This window comes from Pedobacter terrae, assembly GCF_036946585.1.
Lineage (GTDB): Bacteria > Bacteroidota > Bacteroidia > Sphingobacteriales > Sphingobacteriaceae > Pedobacter > Pedobacter terrae_C.
This window is the reverse complement of record NZ_JAQIIV010000005.1, coordinates 294,979-313,371: the sequence shown is the minus strand read 5'-3', so window position 1 is coordinate 313,371 and position 18,393 is coordinate 294,979. Positions and strand designations below refer to the sequence as shown.

Annotated in this window: 12 protein-coding genes; 8 read left to right on the top strand and 4 right to left on the bottom strand. The window is 39.0% G+C overall.

Annotated elements, in window-relative coordinates; genetic code table 11:
• The first annotated feature begins 55 nt into the window (after positions 1-55).
• Complete coding sequence (gene amaB, locus PGN18_RS10390) at positions 56-1,597, top strand: L-piperidine-6-carboxylate dehydrogenase (RefSeq protein WP_335319423.1); 1,542 nt, start codon at positions 56-58, stop codon at positions 1,595-1,597.
• A gap of 126 nt (positions 1,598-1,723) precedes the next feature.
• Here amaB and PGN18_RS10385 read toward each other — a convergent pair whose 3' ends face one another.
• Positions 1,724-2,362: a GIN domain-containing protein gene (locus PGN18_RS10385; RefSeq protein WP_335319422.1), complete on the bottom strand. Its 639-nt coding sequence runs from the start codon at positions 2,360-2,362 to the stop codon at positions 1,724-1,726.
• Positions 2,363-2,651: 289 nt separating this feature from the next.
• Here PGN18_RS10385 and PGN18_RS10380 point away from each other — a divergent pair, with 289 nt between their 5' ends.
• From PGN18_RS10380 to PGN18_RS10365, 4 genes are all read left to right on the top strand, one after another.
• Positions 2,652-5,462: an outer membrane beta-barrel family protein gene (locus PGN18_RS10380; RefSeq protein WP_335319421.1), complete on the top strand. Its 2,811-nt coding sequence runs from the start codon at positions 2,652-2,654 to the stop codon at positions 5,460-5,462.
• Positions 5,463-5,515: 53 nt separating this feature from the next.
• A complete protein-coding gene (locus tag PGN18_RS10375; RefSeq protein ID WP_335319420.1) occupies positions 5,516-6,289 on the top strand; it encodes a GLPGLI family protein in 774 nt (257 codons plus the stop codon).
• Positions 6,290-6,391: 102 nt separating this feature from the next.
• Positions 6,392-6,961 carry a Crp/Fnr family transcriptional regulator gene (locus tag PGN18_RS10370; protein ID WP_335319419.1) on the top strand — a complete coding sequence of 190 codons (570 nt, stop codon included), beginning with the start codon at positions 6,392-6,394 and terminating at the stop codon, positions 6,959-6,961.
• Between the two features lie 339 nt (positions 6,962-7,300).
• A complete protein-coding gene (locus PGN18_RS10365) occupies positions 7,301-7,735 on the top strand; it encodes a carboxymuconolactone decarboxylase family protein (RefSeq protein WP_335319418.1) in 435 nt (144 codons plus the stop codon).
• Between the two features lie 107 nt (positions 7,736-7,842).
• On the opposite strand, the gene PGN18_RS10360 is transcribed toward PGN18_RS10365, so the two are convergent.
• Together PGN18_RS10360 and PGN18_RS10355 are read right to left on the bottom strand one after the other, a co-directional pair.
• Positions 7,843-9,027: a class I SAM-dependent rRNA methyltransferase gene (locus tag PGN18_RS10360; protein ID WP_335319417.1), complete on the bottom strand. Its 1,185-nt coding sequence runs from the start codon at positions 9,025-9,027 to the stop codon at positions 7,843-7,845.
• Positions 9,028-9,213: 186 nt separating this feature from the next.
• Positions 9,214-10,230, bottom strand: a complete 1,017-nt coding sequence (locus PGN18_RS10355; RefSeq protein WP_335319416.1) for a LacI family DNA-binding transcriptional regulator — start codon at positions 10,228-10,230, stop codon at positions 9,214-9,216.
• 260 nt (positions 10,231-10,490) lie between these two features.
• On the opposite strand from PGN18_RS10355, the gene PGN18_RS10350 reads away from it, so the two are divergent.
• From PGN18_RS10350 to PGN18_RS10340, 3 genes are read left to right on the top strand one after another with little or no spacing between them, the layout of a single operon-like run.
• Positions 10,491-13,673, top strand: a complete 3,183-nt coding sequence (locus PGN18_RS10350) for a SusC/RagA family TonB-linked outer membrane protein (RefSeq protein ID WP_335319415.1) — start codon at positions 10,491-10,493, stop codon at positions 13,671-13,673.
• 22 nt (positions 13,674-13,695) lie between these two features.
• Positions 13,696-15,492 (top strand): RagB/SusD family nutrient uptake outer membrane protein, encoded by a 1,797-nt coding sequence (locus PGN18_RS10345; protein WP_335319414.1) that lies wholly within the window; start codon positions 13,696-13,698, stop codon positions 15,490-15,492.
• A 10-nt stretch (positions 15,493-15,502) separates the two neighbouring features.
• A complete protein-coding gene (locus PGN18_RS10340) occupies positions 15,503-17,068 on the top strand; it encodes a DUF4957 domain-containing protein (RefSeq protein ID WP_335319413.1) in 1,566 nt (521 codons plus the stop codon).
• A 244-nt stretch (positions 17,069-17,312) separates the two neighbouring features.
• On the opposite strand, the gene PGN18_RS10335 is transcribed toward PGN18_RS10340, so the two are convergent.
• Complete coding sequence (locus PGN18_RS10335) at positions 17,313-18,296, bottom strand: hypothetical protein (protein ID WP_335319412.1); 984 nt, start codon at positions 18,294-18,296, stop codon at positions 17,313-17,315.
• Between the last annotated feature and the right edge of the window lie 97 nt (positions 18,297-18,393).

The following is an 18,393-nucleotide window of genomic DNA, read 5'->3' as shown; positions in this document are numbered from 1 at the left end:
AAACGTTGTTTGCATTCCCTTATTTTTTTGTTTTTTTGTGTAAATCGTTAAAAATATGGCTACAGATATTCAATCCATTTTAAACAGATTAGGCGTAGAGGCAGAAAATGCGGCCTACAGTATTGGAAGTAATTGGGGCGGGGCCGCAAATGCAAAAACATTGGAAAGCTATTCTCCTGTGGATGGCAAGCTGATTGCTTCGGCTAAAGTTGCCAGCGCAGCTGATTACGATACTGTTGTGATGAAAGCACAAGAAGCTTTTACAACCTGGCGTTCGGTTCCGGCCCCAAAAAGAGGAGAAGTGGTGCGCCAATTTGGCGATGCATTACGTGAAAATAAAGATGCCCTGGGCACTTTAGTTTCTTATGAAATGGGAAAAAGTTTACAGGAAGGCCTGGGCGAAGTACAGGAAATGATCGATATCTGTGATTTCGCAGTAGGTTTATCCAGGCAGTTGTATGGTTTAACCATGCACAGCGAGCGCCCGAGTCACCGCATGTATGAGCAATGGCATCCGCTGGGTATTGTAGGGATTATTTCTGCATTTAATTTTCCTGTAGCCGTATGGAGTTGGAATGCAGCCCTGGCTTTGGTTTGCGGTAACGTTTGCATCTGGAAACCATCAGAAAAAACACCTTTAACCGCCATAGCCTGCCAACATATTATAGCAAAGGTTTTTAAGGATAATGATATAGCCGATGGCGTATGCAGTCTGGTTCTGGGAGATCGGGAAATTGGCGAACTCATGACCAACGATGGAAGAATTCCATTAATTTCTGCTACCGGATCAACACGCATGGGCAAGGCAGTAGCTGCTGCTGTTGGCGCAAGGTTAGGAAAAAGCCTCTTGGAACTCGGGGGCAATAATGCCATTATTATATCAGAACATGCCGATCTAGATATGAGTTTAATCGGTGCGGTATTTGGTGCGGTTGGCACAGCGGGCCAGCGTTGCACGTCTACCAGGAGGTTAATTATCCATGAAAGTGTATATGATGCCTTTACCGCGAAACTGGTTAAAGCTTATGAACAGTTGCGTATTGGCGATCCCTTAGATCAAAATAACCACGTAGGTCCGTTAATTGATACCGATGCGGTTGTAGCCTATTTAGATTCTATAGCTAAATGTAAGGCCGAAGGCGGTAATTTTGTGGTAGAAGGCGGCGTTTTATCTGGCAATGAATATACCAGCGGATGTTACGTAAAGCCATGCATTGCAGCGGTTCAGAATGACTTCAAAATTGTTCAACATGAAACGTTTGCTCCAATTTTATACCTGATCAAATATAAAACATTAGACGAGGCCATTACCTTACAAAATGCTGTTCCGCAAGGATTATCATCAGCTATTATGACTTTGAATTTGAGAGAGGCAGAGCAGTTTTTATCTGCTAATGGCTCTGATTGTGGTATAGCCAATGTAAATATCGGTACTTCAGGCGCTGAAATAGGTGGAGCTTTTGGCGGAGAGAAAGAGACAGGTGGCGGCCGTGAAAGTGGATCGGATGCCTGGAAAGCTTATATGCGCAGGCAAACCAATACCATCAATTATTCGAATACGTTGCCATTGGCACAGGGTATTAAATTTGACCTTTGATTTAATTTGTTGGTCAGGATTTCAAATTTTGTTGGTCGGGATTTGAAATCCAGACCAGCTAGCTTTATAAAAACAAAAAGGCGCTAAACTTAAATTTAGCGCCTTTAAAGTAAATATATGATGGGGTTAGAATAGTTTTTCTAATAAAGAAACCTGTATGTCATCATAACGGGACTTGTTATTTGCTAAAAGTGATTTCCCGGTTAATCTGATACTACTCTCCTCAGCTGTAAAACCGTCTACATTGATTTTGGATGCTATACCCATTATAGCTCGGTGTAAATGGGTAGTCCCTTCTAATTTTAAGGATGCACCATCTTTAACGTTTGTTGATAAACTAACGGTATTGGATTTAATATCTGCCGTTGCCTCATCATTTAAAACAACGCTTAGGTTTAACAGGTTAAAATTTCCGGCTGTAATTACATTTGCGGTATTTGAAGCTTCAATAGCAGTCAAGTTGTTTACGTGAGCAATTACGGTTAAGGCATTTTTATCAAAAGAGCTGATTCTGAGCGCTTCCCCCTGTTGTTGCACCAATGCATTTTTGGTGTAGTATTGATCATATACCTCAACACTTTCTTTGGCGTCCTGAACAAGGATCAGTTTCACGTTTCCTGACACTACAATTTTGCTGATGTTTTTAACTTTTGTTAATGCAGTATAACTGGCATTATTTTCTGTTGCATTTGCTACAACTGTTGCGCTGCTTAAAGTAATCATTACCAATGCTGCTGCGAATAAATTTTTGATAGAAGTTTTCATGACCTTAATATTTTTATGTTTATAAATTTTTATTTTAAATCCCTAATTATTAGGTAGTTTTGTAATTAAGACTGCGGTATAGTAAAAACGTTTCAGCCAGTTATGGGCTATTATACCATGCACTTTTATTTATAGACGAACGCTGAATTAACCTATACGAAAAATGATTGGTTAGTAAACCGAAGATCAAAATAAACTTGTATTTAGGTTTTAATGTTAAAAAAGGTTAAATCATTTCGAATAACTAATCCATTAGTTTATATTCGGCAAACAAAACCAAATCCTGTCTATGAAACGTTTGATGCTCTCGCTATGTCTTTTCATTTTTATCATTACGCATTCCAAAGCACAAAGCCTTCATACCATTAAAGGCCGAACCATTGATACCGCCTCAACAACAATTCTATCAGGAACATCTATTGCGATTCTAAATGCAAAGGACTCTACTTTGGTAAAATTTACGCGCGCAGCAGAAAATGGTACATTCGAACTTACGGGAATTAAAAACGGTAGATTTATTTTATTGGTTTCCTATCCGAAATATGCTGATTTCGTGGATCATTTCACCCTCGATTCTACCACCCAGGTAAAAGATTATGGGAAGATTAATCTTACCGGAATGGCCAAAATACTTGCTGATGTAATTATCAAGGGAGAAAAAGCAGCCATTAAGATTATGGGTGACACGACAGAATTCAATGCTTCAAGTTACAACATCCAGCCGAATGATAAGGTAGAAGACCTGCTAAAAAAACTGCCTGGTATACAGGTAGATAAAAATGGAAAAATTACTGCACAGGGTAAAACTGTACCAAAAGTACTGGTTGACGGTGAAGAGTTTTTTGGTGATGACCCAACCCTCGTTACCAAAAATTTAAGGGCAGATATGGTAGATAAGGTACAACTTTATGAAAAATCAAGCGATCAGGCAGCTTTTACCGGTGTTGACGACGGACAGAAAACACAAACCATCAATATCAAACTAAAAGAAGACAAAAAAAGCGGTTATTTCGGCAAAGTTGATGCCGGTTATGGTACTCACGATTTTTATAAGGGACAGGTATTATTCAATCGCTTTAAAGCCAAACAGAAGTTTTCTGTATATGGCACAACTGGAAATAATGGTACAACAGGACTAAGCTGGCAGGACAATAACAAACTGGGTACAGGAAATGATAACATGCAAATGGGTGATGACGGGAGTATGTGGTTTAGCTTTGGTAGTGGAGACGAACTGGAAAGTGGTAATTATTATGGAGAGGGTATACCAAGGGCAATAACCGGCGGCGTACATTATGATAATAAATGGAATAATGATAAGGAAACCATTAATACCAATTATAAGCTGGGCGCTTTAGGTATTAAAACCACTAAAAATACCATCAGCCAAAACAATTTGCCAGACGGAATCATTAACACTACTACCGATGAAAACTCTGACCGGAATGTATTTAGGCAGAAACTGGATGCTATTTATACCATTAAGTTAGATACCACAAGTAATTTAAAGGTATCAGTTGATGGAATGCTTAAAAACAGCGACAATACTTCTAACTCAAATAGCGAGGGTTTACGTGGCAACAATACGATGTTAAATAGTAATAATCAAAGGAACAGCAATGATGGTAAGGAGCAGAATTTTAACATTTCTGCATTTTATACCAAGAAGCTTAAAAAACCGGGGCGTAATTTTTCAGTGAGCATTAGTCAAATGATCAATCAGATCAATAGTAAAGGATTTTTATATTCGGATGTAAAGTATTTTAATGAAGCAGGTGTAAAAAATGGAGGTGAGGTAACCGATCAGTTTAAAACGAACAACACACATAATTCCGTTTTAAATACCAATGTAACTTATAATGAGCCATTAAGCAAATCGTTGGCATTAGTTTTAAATTATGGATTTAGTCTTAACGATAGTCGTTCTGACCGTAAATCTTTTAATCAATCGGTACCTGGGAATTACGATGTATTAGATAAAGAGTTCAGCAATGATTTTAAAGCCACGCAATACATTAATCAGGCTGGAGCAATCCTTAATTATAAAAAGCCTAAAACAACCGTTAGTTTTGGGAGTAAAGTAAGCGCTGTAAATTTTGATCAGCTGGAACAGCTTTCCGGTCAACATTATCAAAGAAGTTTTGTTAACTGGCTACCACAGGCCAGCTACCTATATAAATTCTCTGCTCAAAAATCTTTACGCATCAGCTATAATGGAAACACCAATCAACCTACAGTGAATCAATTGCAACCTGTAAAAGTAAATGATAATCCACTGTATCTACCATTAGGTAACCCTGATCTTGCACCATCATTTAATAATCGCTTTAGTGCCAGCTATAATTCTTATAAAGTGCTAAGCCAACGATCAGTATACATCAGTGGTAATTTTGGCTTCGTAAATAAAGCCATTGTTAGCAACACAGAAACCGATAGTTCAGGAAAGACAATTGCCAGGTCAGTGAATCTCTCAGATAAAACCCCTGTTAATTATAATATTTATAGTAGTATAAGTAAAAAACTGAAATTTTTATTTGATACAGAAGTTGGCTTAAGTGTGAATGCAGGGGGTAATACCAGTTATAATTATGTGAAAAGTCAGTTCAGTAACGAGGTAGAATTAAATCAGATTGTAAGTAACCGTTTTAGCCCCACTTTGGATATTAGCAGATATAAAGATAAAAGTGAAATTTCTCTAAGTTTTGGTCCAAGTTACAATGCACAGGTAGCCTCTTTACAAAAAGATCGATCTAATAAAGGCTGGGGCGTACAGGGCTGGGGAAGCATGAGTTTCACTTTACCGAAGAAAATCAAACTCCAGGCGGATGGAGAGTACAGCTATACACCTAAATCGCAGGCATTTGATACCAGTTTTGAACAGGTCATTATCAATGCTTCCATTACAAAATCGTTCTTTAAAAAAGAAGATTTGAAGTTTACCATCAGAGGAAACGATCTGTTTAACCAAAACCGGGGCTTCAGGCGATCTGCTTATTCAAATATGATTACCCAAACCAATTACAATAATATCAGCCGATATTTTATGTTCTCTTTAGTTTGGGATTTTAACAAAATGGGTGGAGGAACACCTCAAAAATAATTTGCATTGCTATCAAAGAAATAGTTTAAAACAGATATTTTGAAAAATTTTAGATGAAACTAAAACACGCTATACTCATGCTTATTTGCACTATAAATTATGCAATGGCACAAAATGCCAGGTTTGTAAACCAGGGTATTATTGAATTTGAAAAAAAGATTAATATATATGCTTTGCTCAAAGACCAGGCGAAACGTTACCCTGACAATTTTTGGAGTGCCCAAGCCTTGGAACAATACCAAAAAAATAACCCACAGTTTAAAACTTTGAAAAGTGAGCTTATTTTTAAAAATGACCTCACATTCTTTAATCCACTAGCTGATGAAAGCACTAATAACAATTGGGCCAGCAATTTCGCTTCTGCCAAACAGAACAATATTATATTAACAAATTTAAAGTCGGGCACGAGCATCAATCAAAAATCAGTTTACGAAGAAACCTACCTGGTCAAAGATTCTGTCCGTAAGATCAACTGGAAAATAACGGACGAGTTTAGAACCATTGCTGGTTACGATTGCCGTAGGGCAAACGCTTTAATAATGGATTCGATTTATGTGGTTGCTTTTTACACAGAAAGCATTCCTGTATCAGGAGGGCCAGAAACTTTTAATGGGTTGCCGGGAATGATACTGGGTGTAGCACTACCGCGTGAACATATTACCTGGTTCGCTACTGCGGTTAAGGATATAGAAATAGCTGATGACAAGCTTAAAGCGCCCGCTAAAGGAAAGCCTGTTGATAAAAAACAACTAAGTGACATTTTAAAAGGTGCTTTAAAAGACTGGGGCAATTATGCTAGTGATATTTTAAAAGCCGCAGATATGTAGGCGACCTAAAGGTTCTTGCTTATACTTTCAAACTAAGCCTAAAATTTAATTCAGCCAAATCGTGATGGTTATCATTATTTTTGTCTGGTAAATAAATTAGCAATGGGTAGCGCAATTTTTCAGCACATTAAAAAATTTATTGATTGGGGTGTGGATGACCAAGAAATTCTTACTCCGTTTCTGCAACCGCTATCTGTTAAAAAGAAAGGCTTTTTATTAGAACAAGGGCAAATCTGCAGGGCAAATTATTTTGTTGTGAAAGGCTGCTTAAGGCTATATTTCATTGATATAAAAGGTGCTGAGCAGACTATTCAATTTGTCATAGAAAACTGGTGGATTACTGATCTGACCAGCTTTCTTTTTCAGGAGCAATCTGAATTTTACATACAGGCGGCCGAAGCAACCGAAGTGATCGCTATTGAAAATCATCGCTATGATGAAATGTTCCAAAAATTACCCAAGCTGGAACGATATTTTAGATTGATCCTCCAAAAAAATCATCAGGCATCGCAGAGAAGGATCAAATTTCTTTATAGCCAAACAGCGGAAGAGCGATACCGCAATTTTAATCATTTATTTCCCGAGTTTGTACAACGCGTGCCTCAGTATATGTTGGCCTCTTACCTGGGTTTTACCCCTGAGTTTTTAAGTAAAATCAGGGCGAAGAAATAATCGTTGTTAACCGCAAAGTACGCAGAGGAAGAAACGCGAAGCACGCAGGACTGGGCTTACTGATTTTCATCATTTCGACCGGAGCAAATCGGAATGGAGAAATATGTACGTTCTGTTATTAAAGAATTACCCATAGATTTCTTCTCTGCGGTCGAAATGAATCGCACCAATTTTTCCAGTAACATTTAAATGGCGAACTAAGAAGACTCTTAGCCCTCCTATGCGCACTTTGCGAAAGCCTTGGTGTCCTTTGCGGTTAAATAATCATTTCTTAAACTACATTAAGTTTTTTCAGGGTCAGGATGTGGAACTTTACATCATAATCAAAAAACAAATAAAATGGAAAATAGAATTGATATCCCAAAAGTAGAACCTGCAGCTTACCAGGCCATGTATGGTTTAGAGAAATATTTATCAACCAGCAAACTGGATCCAATTCTTTTGGAATTGATTAAAATGCGTGCATCGCAAATTAATGGCTGTGCATTTTGCTTAAACATGCATGCAACTGATGCCCGTAAAATAGGTGAAACCGAACAACGTTTGTATTTATTAAATGCCTGGCGTGAAACTACCTTGTTCACACCACAAGAAGAAGCTGTTTTAGCTTTAACAGAAGAAGTCACCTTAATCAGTCACCATGTTTCTGATGCCACTTATCAAAAAGCGGCAAGCTTTTTTAATGAACAGGAATTAGCGCAAATTATTATGGCAATAGTGACTATTAATGCCTGGAACAGATTGGCCATTACCGCTAAAGTGATGGTTGGATAATCAGGTATTAAATTTCAATTTATTCCTAAGACACGGTAACATCTGGTTATTTCAAAATAACTTTGGCAGCCGTGTCTTGGTGATTAAAATAGATCGGCCAGTATACCTTATAGTACCCTCAACAACAATCCTTTTAAGTATTCCCCTTCAGGAAAGGAAATCCGTACCGGATGATCTTCCGGTTGGCTGAATTGTTTAATAATCTGTACTTCCTTCCCTGCATCAAGCGCTGCCCAGGCAATGATCTGTTTAAAGGTTTCGATATCAACGGCACCTGAGCAGGAGAAAGTTGCCAAAAGACCACCCTTTTCTAGCAATAGCATACCTAAACGGTTTAAATCTTTATATGCCCTCGCAGCACGGTCTAAGGCTGAACGTGATGGTGCATATTTAGGTGGATCAAGCACAATCACATCAAACCATTCACCAGCTTCTTTAAAAGCCCTGAGTTGTTTATTCACGTCCGACTGGATGGCGGTTACTTTATCGCCATCAAATTGGTTCAAGGCTATGTTTTGTTTCAGGGTTTCAACAGCTAAACCTGAGCTATCTACGCTGGTAACGCTTGCAGCGCCATTCGCTAAGCTATTCAGGCTAAAACCTCCACTATAGCTAAAACAGTCTAAAACTTTTTTGCCTTTTGTATAACTCGCTAAAATACTTCGGTTATCACGTTGGTCACAGTAAAAACCTGATTTTTGTCCCTCTGCAATGTTAATATGATAAATAATTCCGTTCTCCTTTACCTCCAAAAATTCTGGTGGATTTTCACCCCAAAGTAATCCATTCTCAATTGGTAAACCCTCGTGGGTACGTGCAGTTGCATCACTTTTATCAAATATTCCTTTTGGATTTAATTCAGTTTTTAAAATTTCTACAATTGCTGTTTTTACCTTCTCTATTCCAGTGCTTAAAATCTGCAAAGAAAGAAAATCGGCGTATTTGTCAACAATTAGGCCTGGCAGAAAATCGGCTTCACTAAAAACCAAACGACAAGTATTGGTCTCTTCGTTTAAAATAAACTGACGCGAAGCAATGGCTTGTTTCAAGCGGTTCTGGTACCAGCCATGATCAATGGCCTGAGTTTCGTCCCATTCTACAAGGCGGACAGCAACACGCGAATTGCTGTTGAAATATCCATAGGCTAGAAATTCATGATCGAAAGCAAAAACTTTTACCACATCACCATCTTTGGGTTTTCCCTTTACTTTTTCCAATGCTCCAGAAAATACCCATGGGTGCCTTTGTAGTGCCGCTTTCTCTTTGCCCTTTTTTAATATGATTTCTACCATCCTGCAAAGGTAATTAAAAGAGGGATAATGTTAAATGTAATATGGAGGAAGTAAGATTTATGAAAGTAGTGTTCGGCGCTTAGCGATAAGCGTTCATACGAGGCGCATAATCAGAACGCCTGCTAAATAGGAGTGCTTATTTGAATAGCGTTAAACGCTAACCGCCAACGGCTTATGGCCAGTCACTCACCGCTTCGCCATATTGACCAATTCTGTATCCAAAATCCGGGTTTCGAATTCGGTTACGGGCCTTTTAGCTTCAATCATTGAAATCAATAATTCGGTAGCTACCTGACCCATTTCAAATGCTGGCTGCTTCACTGACGTTAGGGATGGCGAAAATAAATCAACCAGATTGGAATTGGTAAAACCTGCAATTGCTAGCTTATGTGCCACTTCAGGATTGGTTTTCTTTAGCGCCATAATACAACCTGTGGTTAAGCGGTCGCTTGAAATAAAAATCCCATCGGGTTTAAGCGGTAACAGTTCTTTCACTGCTTGCTCCAGTTCAGCGCTATGCATCCCTCCATGTTGACAATATTTCACCAATTCGGGCCTAAATCCGATATGATATTTAGCTAAAGCGGCTGTATAACCTGCCAGCCTTTCTTTTGTTATGGAAAGGTTTTCGGAATTCGTTAAATGCGCAATAGTTCTTTTTCCTGACAGGATCAGGTGTTCTGTGGCATCAAACGAGCCTTTAAAGTTATTGGCAATTACTTTATGAGTTTCAAAATCAACCGGCACGCGATCAAAAAATACAATAGGCAAACCTTTAGCATACAATTGCCTTAAATAATCAATATCCTGCGTTTCAGACGATAACGCAATTAGCAAACCATCAATAGAACGCGATGCCAGGTGCTCTACGTTTAGTTTTTCCTGCTTGTATGATTCGTGGCTTTGAGAAATAATCACATGATAATCCTTATCATAAGCGATTGACTCGATACCATTGATGACCTGCGAAAAAAAATTATTGGCAATTTCACTCACAATAATGCCGATAGAATAACTCCGGCGTTCTTTTAAGCTGCGGGCAATGGGATTGGCACGGTAATTAACCTTTTCGGCATAGGCCAAAACCAGTTTTTTAGTCTCTTCACTGATTTCGTAACGGTCTCTTAAAGCTCTGGAAACCGTTGAAGTTGACAGCCCGAGTGCTTTAGCAATATCTTTTATGGTAGATGTTTCAAATCTCATGTTCGTATTGCGTACAAGTTACAAAAAATATCTCTTAAGGGCGATTTGTGCACTGATATTATAAACGTTAAATTAACGTTTTTGGGAACGTTTGCACACTTTTTTAGTTAAATCTGGTTTCAATTGCTTTTTAGTTTGTAAAATTGTTAACCCAATGTAACCAAATATAAAATAACTATAACATTCTGAAATAGAATTATATTCTACATGCAAGCGATTGCAGGAGCTTAAATAACCAAATCACATCAAATAAATAAATTATGAGCAGAGTTCTACTCTTTTTAGCATTTTTCTCTTTTTTTGGATCTTCCATAACATATGCTCAAACCAGGCAGGTTACCGGAATGGTAAAGGACAAAACTACAGGACAATCTTTGGTTGGCGTTAGTGTAACCGTTAAAGATACGAAGATAGGTGCAAGGACCGATGCCAATGGTATTTACAAAATAATGGCGCCTGCTAAAGATGCCGTTTTGGTATTTACCTACATCGGTTATAAAACCCGTTCTGTTCCCATGGGCAGCCAATCAAAAATGGATGTAATTTTAGAGGAAGATGCCAATACTTTACAGGAAGTTACCGTAAATGTGGGTTATGGAACTGTACGTAAGAAAGACCTCACCGGTGCGGTATCATCTATAGGTGCTGATGTAATTGCTGCTGCTCCTGTTTCTTCTGCGCTTGAAGCCATACAGGGCCGTGTAGCTGGCCTTAGTATTTCAACTTCAGAAGGTTCGCCAGATGCACAAATTAATGTCAGGATAAGAGGAGGTGGATCTATTACAGGAGATAACTCGCCACTTTACATTGTTGATGGCTTTCCTGTAACCTCTATAGCCGACATTGCTCCGCAAGATATCGAATCAATTGATGTATTAAAAGATGCATCATCAACAGCCATATATGGCTCAAGGGGTGCCAATGGCGTAATACTGGTTACAACCAAAAACAGTAAAGATGGGAAAACCAATATTACCTATAATGTTTTTGGGGGAACAAGAAAATTAGCTAAAAAACTAGGCGTTTTATCCGCTTCTGATTATGTGCACTGGCAATACGAACGCGCATTATTAGATGGTTCATTAACAGATTACACACAATATTTCGGAAATTATCAGGATAGAGATCTATATGATAATATTGCTGAAAATAACTGGCAGGACCTGACATTTGGACGTACCGGAACAACTTTTAACCAAAATTTAAGCATTACCGGCGGAAGCGACAAAACCAAATACAGCCTAAGCCACAGCTTTGTTACCGATAAGGCCATTATGCAAATGTCTGATTTTAAAAGACAAAATATCAATTTCAAGCTGAATCATAAATTGTACGATGCACTCACATTGGATTTTGGGTTTCGCTATGCTGATACCAAAACAAATGGCGGAGGGACCAATGAGCAAAATGAAAAGTCATCTGCAGATTCAAGGCTGAAGTATGCCATCTTATATCCGTCGTTTCCAGTACCAGGACTAACAGCATCAACAGATACTAATGATGAATTTAATTTATACAACCCTTTGGTAGCCATTTCTGATAATGACCAATATGCGCACCGTAAAACCTATAACGTTAATGCAGCAGCAACTTACGAAATCATTGATAATTTGAAACTTCGGTCTGAAGTAGGTTACGATGGATTTAGGAATGATCAGGATCGCTTTTACGGCATTACAACTTACTATGTAAAAAACCTGGCCGATTACCCGAACCTTCCTGTACTCAACTCCATGAATACCATTAGAAATAGTTTTAGGAATACGAATACACTTAATTATAACTTTAATAAAATCCTTGGAAAAAGCCATAACCTGAATGTTTTATTAGGTCAGGAATTTATCAAAACTGAGCAAAATACCTTAACTACCGAAGTTCGTGGCTTTCCAAAAACATTTACATTCGACCAAACCAGGGTATTAACCACGCAGGGTAAAGCTTCAATAATAGATAACAATTTTTTACCAGATGATAAATTATTCTCATTTTTTGGTAGAGCCAATTACGATTATAAAGGCAAATATCTATTAAGTGCAACATTCAGGGCCGATGGTTCCTCTAAATTCTCTGCCGTAAACCACTGGGGTTATTTTCCATCGGTTTCTGCAGGCTGGAGAATCTCTCAGGAAGAATTCATGAACGATACAAAATCCTGGTTAACCGATCTAAAGTTAAGGGGGAGTTATGGCGCCGCAGGTAACAACAATATTCCTTCAGGCCAAATTACCCAATCGTTCCAAAATTATAACACCACCTGGATAAATGGTTTCAACAACTACTGGGCGGCATCGAAAATCATGGCAAACCCCGATTTAAAATGGGAAACTACCATTACCAGAAACATCGGGCTGGATTTTGCTTTATTTGATTCTAAAGTTACAGGTACAATTGATGCCTACTTAAATAAAACAAAAGACCTTTTGATCTTATTCCCTGTTGGAGGTACAGGCTATGATGCACAGTACCGTAACCTGGGCCAGACACAGAATAAAGGTTTAGAATTTTCATTGAACTGGACAGCAATAAAAGAAAAGAATTTCGACTTAACAGTCAATGCAAATATCAGCTTTAACCGCAACAAGGTGATTTCTTTAGGTTCTGTTAAAAACATTAATGGTACCTCGGGATGGGCATCAACAGAAGTTGGCGTAGATTATCTGGTAGAAGAGGGGGCGTCCATTGGCCGTATTTACGGATATAAAAGTGCCGGCAGATACGAAGTATCTGATTTTACCGGTTATAATGCCACAAGCGGCAAATGGACATTAAAGCCAGGTGTAGTTGATGCTACTTCATTTGTAGGTACTGTACGCCCTGGCACAATGAAAATTGAAGACATTTCCGGAGATGGAAAAATTGATCTGTCCGACCGGTCTATCATCGGTAATACCAACCCATTAAACACCGGTGGTTTCTCGCTTAATTCGAGAATTTACAACTTTGATATTGGTGCATTCTTTAACTGGAGTTATGGTAACGATGTATATAATGCCAATAAAATCGAGTATACCTCTACCAGCAAATACGCTTCAAGAAACATGATTTCAGTTATGGAAAGCGGACAGCGGTGGACAAATTTAAGAGCGGACGGAACAATTAGTAATGATCCTGCAGAATTATCAGCCATGAATGCAAACACCACTTTATGGTCGCCATATACCAGAACTTTTGTATTAAGCGATTGGGCTGTGGAAGATGGTTCATTTTTAAGGTTATCGACCCTTACGCTAGGTTATACCCTGCCTGAAAAAATATCGCGTAAGTTAAAAATGAAGAAATTAAGGTTTTATGCTTCTGCTTATAACGTTTGGTTATGGACCAATTATACCGGTTTCGATCCAGAGGTTTCGACCAGACGGAACACTCCGCTTACACCAGGCGTTGATTACGCTGCTTACCCAAGAAGTAAATCGTACTTATTCGGACTAAACGTTAATTTTTAGAAGACCATTCAATTTCAAGAAAATGAAAAAAGTTATATATTCGTTATTGGTAATTGCAGGAATAACACTGGTTAGTAGCTGTAAAAAAACGTTAGATGCACCAACAAAATCTTCATTAGATGAGTCTGTGATTTTTTCTACGCCAAGTTTAGCTGAAGGCTCGATAGCTGGTGTACTTCAATCGTTCGGAGAAACCAATTCATACAGAGGCCGTTTTTTAGTGTTCTACGGGCTTAACAATGATACAGAAGTATACAATACTTTAAAATCGGTTGATGATGACAAAGCCAAACTCTCTAATTACAACTGTAATGTGAACAATAGCCAAATGAACACTACAGATAATGCATGGGCTAAATTTTATGAAGGTATTGAAAGAGCCAACCTGGCCATAAGGGGTATTAGAGCTTATGGCAATATAGAAAGTAACCCTGCAATGGCACAGATCCTGGGTGAAATTTTAACATTAAGGGCTGTGATATACAACGACCTGATAAAAGGCTGGGGCGACGTGCCTGCACGTTTTGAACCGATCAGTAGCGCGACAGCTTACCTGCCCAGAAGTGATCGAGATGTAATTTACAAACAATTACTGGCCGATTTAAATGAAGCTGCAGGTTACCTGCCCTGGCCTGGCGAGAACACCACAACAGCGAAAGTGGAGCGGGTAAATAAGGCTTTTGCAAAGGGCTTAAGGGCGCGCCTGGCATTAGCCGCAGGTGGTTACGCACAACGACTGGATGGAACAATAAAATTAAGTTCAGACCCTGAATTATCGCATGATAAAATGTATGCCATTGCCAAAAAAGAGTGTATGGAGATTATTAACAGTGGCAAATTGAGGCTCCTTGGATTTGAAGAAGTTTTTAGAAAATTGAATGAGGAAGGCGGCGCGGCAGGTTTAGAATCGATGTGGGAAATCCCATTTAGCGATGGCCGGGGCCGTGTAATTTTTGATTTGGGTGTAAGACACATTAAAACAGACCAGTACACCGGTCAGAATAAAGGTGGAACTGATGGACCAAACCCAATTATGTTATACGAGTATGATAATGATGACGTGCGTAGAGATGTAACAGTAGTGCCTTATGAGTGGGACGGTGGCGATGGAACAAAAGGTGCAATACAGGTTCCTTCATCGCTTGGCCGTTTGTATTTTGGCAAATATCGTTATGAATGGATGAAAAGAAGGGTAACTGCAACCAATGATGATGGATTAAACTGGATGTACATGCGTTATGCCGATGTTGTGCTGATGGCTGCAGAAGCCATTAATGATCTTGACGGACCGGCAGCAGCGGCTCCATATCTAAAAATGATCAGAGACAGGGCCTTCCCTACAGCTCCCGCTAAAGTTTCTGCTTTTATGGCTACGGCCACAGCGTCTAAATCTGCTTTTTTTGATGCAATTGTAAATGAAAGAGCATTGGAATTTACAGGAGAAATGTTGAGAAAAAGCGATCTGATCCGCTGGAATTTACTGGGTACCAAACTAGCTGAAGCCAAAACGAAATTACAGCAATTAGAAAGCAGACAAGGCAAATATGCCGCCCTACCTGCCAAAATTTATTACCGTACAGCGGCCAATGGTGAAACTGTAGAAATTTATGGGTTAAAATTTGGAGATACTGATGCGCAGGGCCTTGCTTTGGGTTATACTTCAAACAAAGCCTGGACTATGGTTACAACAGGAGAAACGGTTTCTTACTGGAATGCCCTTTACACAAAAGATCCTAACCTCCAGCAATATTGGCCAATATGGCAGGTATTTTTAGATTCATCTAACGGTATGTTAAACAATAAGCCTTTAAACTTATAAACCAGCGGTTATGAAAAAGATTAATAGATCTACATACACTTTCTTACTCCTGGCGACAGTTTGTTTATCAGCATGTAAAAAAGATAACCAGGAAGAAATTACTAAACTTGCGGTGGACCGGGTTTTTTCCAGCCCGGGTTTAACCGCAAGCATAGTCAATAAAACTGGAATTAGATTAACCTGGAATGCTGTGCCAAACGCCACTTCTTATGCCATCGAGGTATATGACAATACCGATTTTACAGGAACTCCAGTAAAATCGATCGCCAGTATTACTACTGCACAATTACCCTATACCATTACCGGATTAATAGGTGATACACAATATGCAATTAGGGTAAAAGGAGTTGCACCGGCTATTGCAGATTCTAAATGGGTAACTACCATGGCAAAAACAGATACCGAACAAATTTTTCAAACGGTAAACCAAACCAAACTAACAGCAACTTCTGTTGTGTTAAACTGGACACCTGGCGAAACAGCAACAACAATTACTGTAACACCTGGAAATATCACCCATACAGTTACTGCTGCAGAGATTGCCGCTGGAGAAGCCGTCATAACAGGCTTGACTGGAGAAACGGATTATTCCGCAAAATTACTGGCCGGCACAAAAGTTAGGGGAACGGCTACTTTTACCACGCTTTATAATTTTACAGGTGCGACACTGGTGAGCCCATCTGATAACCTGGCCACCCTGATCGCGAATGCCGCTACCGGAGCGGTTTTTGGGCTTGCACCAGGAACTTATACCGTTAATGCAGATGTTATTGCCTCAAAATCAATTACGATAAGGGGAACCAAACCAACTGATAGACCGATTATTAACGGTATGGTTTTGAGACTTAAAGCTAATGCAGGTTTAACGATTAAAGATGTGGTATTGGATGGTACCGGTTCACTAAATGGGAATCAGGCTTTTATCTACGATGAAGCATCTGATAATGCTTATGGCAATTTTGTGCTGGAAAATTCAGTTGTAAGAAACTATACTAAAGGGCTTTTCTATGTAAACATAAAAGCACTCATCGAATCGGTAACCATTAAGGGAAATATCATTAATAACATTGAATGTAATGGTGGAGATTTTATCGATTTTAGATCGGGCCTGGCCAAAACACTAAATTTCACCAACAATACCGTCTATGCCTCTGTTTTAGCTAGAGATTTTATTAGGATGGACCCGGTGGGCTCAACCAATTTCCCTACCCAAATAGCAATCATTACTGTTGCTACCAATACCTTAAACGGAATTAGCAATGGTGCTTCTAACAGGTTATTTTATGTTCGACTGGCCAAACATGAGATTTACTTTTCGAAAAATATTGTAGCCAATTCCGGAGGTATTTTAACCAATCAGGTCTCTACAAATATTGTAGCGGCCAATTTTATAGCTAACAACTACTTTGCTGCCCCAACGTTTATTTCTGGTAGTGCAACTGCTGGCGCTAAATACGATACCGGAACGCTTACAACCCTTAATCCTGGTTTTGCATCACCGTCTACAGGAAATTTTACCATCAGTCAGCAAGATTTAAAAATAAACGGAATTGGCGACCCTAGGTGGAGAAACTAATTGATCTTCTTTGAAAAGAAGTTATACCATATTATTTCGCCGCGAATTTGTGAAATTGAGACTGTCGGAAGGCCTTTAAAAATTTGATGAGGCCCTTCAACTACCTGTTCCATAATGAAAATTTAATCCGTAATCATCTCTTTGAAAAACAGAACCTGAAATGAATTACCTTCGGTGGACTCGCTTAGGCTAGGTTTACTGCGTAACCTTCCGCTGCGCTAAAGGTTAGGGTGGTAGCCTTGAGTTATCCCGCCGCCGGCAGATAGGGTTTTTCGAAGAAACTCATTGGCTCATCAGGGTTTTTTATGATTTCGAATACCACATAGCCCCAGGGTTTCCAGAAGTTTTCCAATACCTGTGCATATATCTTATGTTGCCAAACATCAAAAAGTGGTTTGGTCATATTGCCGCGTAAAGGCATCGCTTCAATATATGTGGTACCCTCCACAGGCATAAAGGTATATTCAGGTAATCGATTAAAAAGATAAGCCGAATAATAAAAGCGGGCGCTCAATTCTTCAAATTGCTCGGCGGTTAAGGTTTTTCCTTTTATCTCATTAATGATCTCCTGATGATAGCGTTTATTGGTGCCGTTATCCTGTAAACAAGCGATGATACCAAAATCTTTCATTTTTAAAGAGAAGGTTAAAGTATTAATCTCATCACGGAAACTGAATGGTGTTTCTGCGTTTTCCAGTTTTACTATAGTAATAGACCATGGCGTAAAATCTTCAAACTCCAGGCTGGTATAGAGGTTTTGCATCATGAAATTCAGGTTGGCAAATTTCATCATCAGCGATTGCGACATGTTTAAACCATCTGCAGTCATTTCTTTGCGTAGTGCGGAATGCATTTCGATATATACAAAGCCATATAAAAACTTGCCGATCCAATTGAAAAGATCCAGTTCTGGCAATGCAGAAACAGCATCGTAACCTTGTGCGAAGGCCTCCTCGATCTTATCTTCCAAAGGATTTAAAAACTGCTCGTTTATTTCAGTATTTACCGGAATAACCAATGTGTTGTACGAACGGATGCTTTCATCCAGAAATTGGATTTGCTCTTCACCACTTAGACCCGCTTGATCCAGCAACCACTTTGGAAGCAAAGGCACCTGAATTGTAGGGGAGTTAAATGTTTTTCCGCTTAAAAAGCAGGTTTTATATAAAAAATCGAAATTTTGGAAAGGATTGTATAGGCCGGTATTCATCACTACAATATTAGCCATTATATTTTTAGTGCTAAGCAATGATGTTTTATTTTAACGCAGGGATTACAACTACCTCACCCTGTTAACGGCGGTAGTATAGTACTGTCCACCATTT

What these genes read in the sequence shown, in the direction of transcription:
- PGN18_RS10345 (WP_335319414.1), top strand. Translation starts at nt 13,696, where the DNA reads ATGAAAAAAGTTATATATTCGTTATTGGTAATTGCAGGAATAACACTG.
- PGN18_RS10380 (WP_335319421.1), top strand. Translation starts at nt 2,652, where the DNA reads ATGAAACGTTTGATGCTCTCGCTATGTCTTTTCATTTTTATCATTACG.
- PGN18_RS10370 (WP_335319419.1), top strand. Translation starts at nt 6,392, where the DNA reads ATGGGTAGCGCAATTTTTCAGCACATTAAAAAATTTATTGATTGGGGT.
- PGN18_RS10375 (WP_335319420.1), top strand. Translation starts at nt 5,516, where the DNA reads ATGAAACTAAAACACGCTATACTCATGCTTATTTGCACTATAAATTAT.
- PGN18_RS10365 (WP_335319418.1), top strand. Translation starts at nt 7,301, where the DNA reads ATGGAAAATAGAATTGATATCCCAAAAGTAGAACCTGCAGCTTACCAG.
- PGN18_RS10355 (WP_335319416.1), bottom strand. Translation starts at nt 10,230, where the DNA reads ATGAGATTTGAAACATCTACCATAAAAGATATTGCTAAAGCACTCGGG.
- PGN18_RS10385 (WP_335319422.1), bottom strand. Translation starts at nt 2,362, where the DNA reads ATGAAAACTTCTATCAAAAATTTATTCGCAGCAGCATTGGTAATGATT.
- PGN18_RS10360 (WP_335319417.1), bottom strand. Translation starts at nt 9,027, where the DNA reads ATGGTAGAAATCATATTAAAAAAGGGCAAAGAGAAAGCGGCACTACAA.
- PGN18_RS10340 (WP_335319413.1), top strand. Translation starts at nt 15,503, where the DNA reads ATGAAAAAGATTAATAGATCTACATACACTTTCTTACTCCTGGCGACA.
- PGN18_RS10335 (WP_335319412.1), bottom strand. Translation starts at nt 18,296, where the DNA reads ATGGCTAATATTGTAGTGATGAATACCGGCCTATACAATCCTTTCCAA.
- amaB (WP_335319423.1), top strand. Translation starts at nt 56, where the DNA reads ATGGCTACAGATATTCAATCCATTTTAAACAGATTAGGCGTAGAGGCA.
- PGN18_RS10350 (WP_335319415.1), top strand. Translation starts at nt 10,491, where the DNA reads ATGAGCAGAGTTCTACTCTTTTTAGCATTTTTCTCTTTTTTTGGATCT.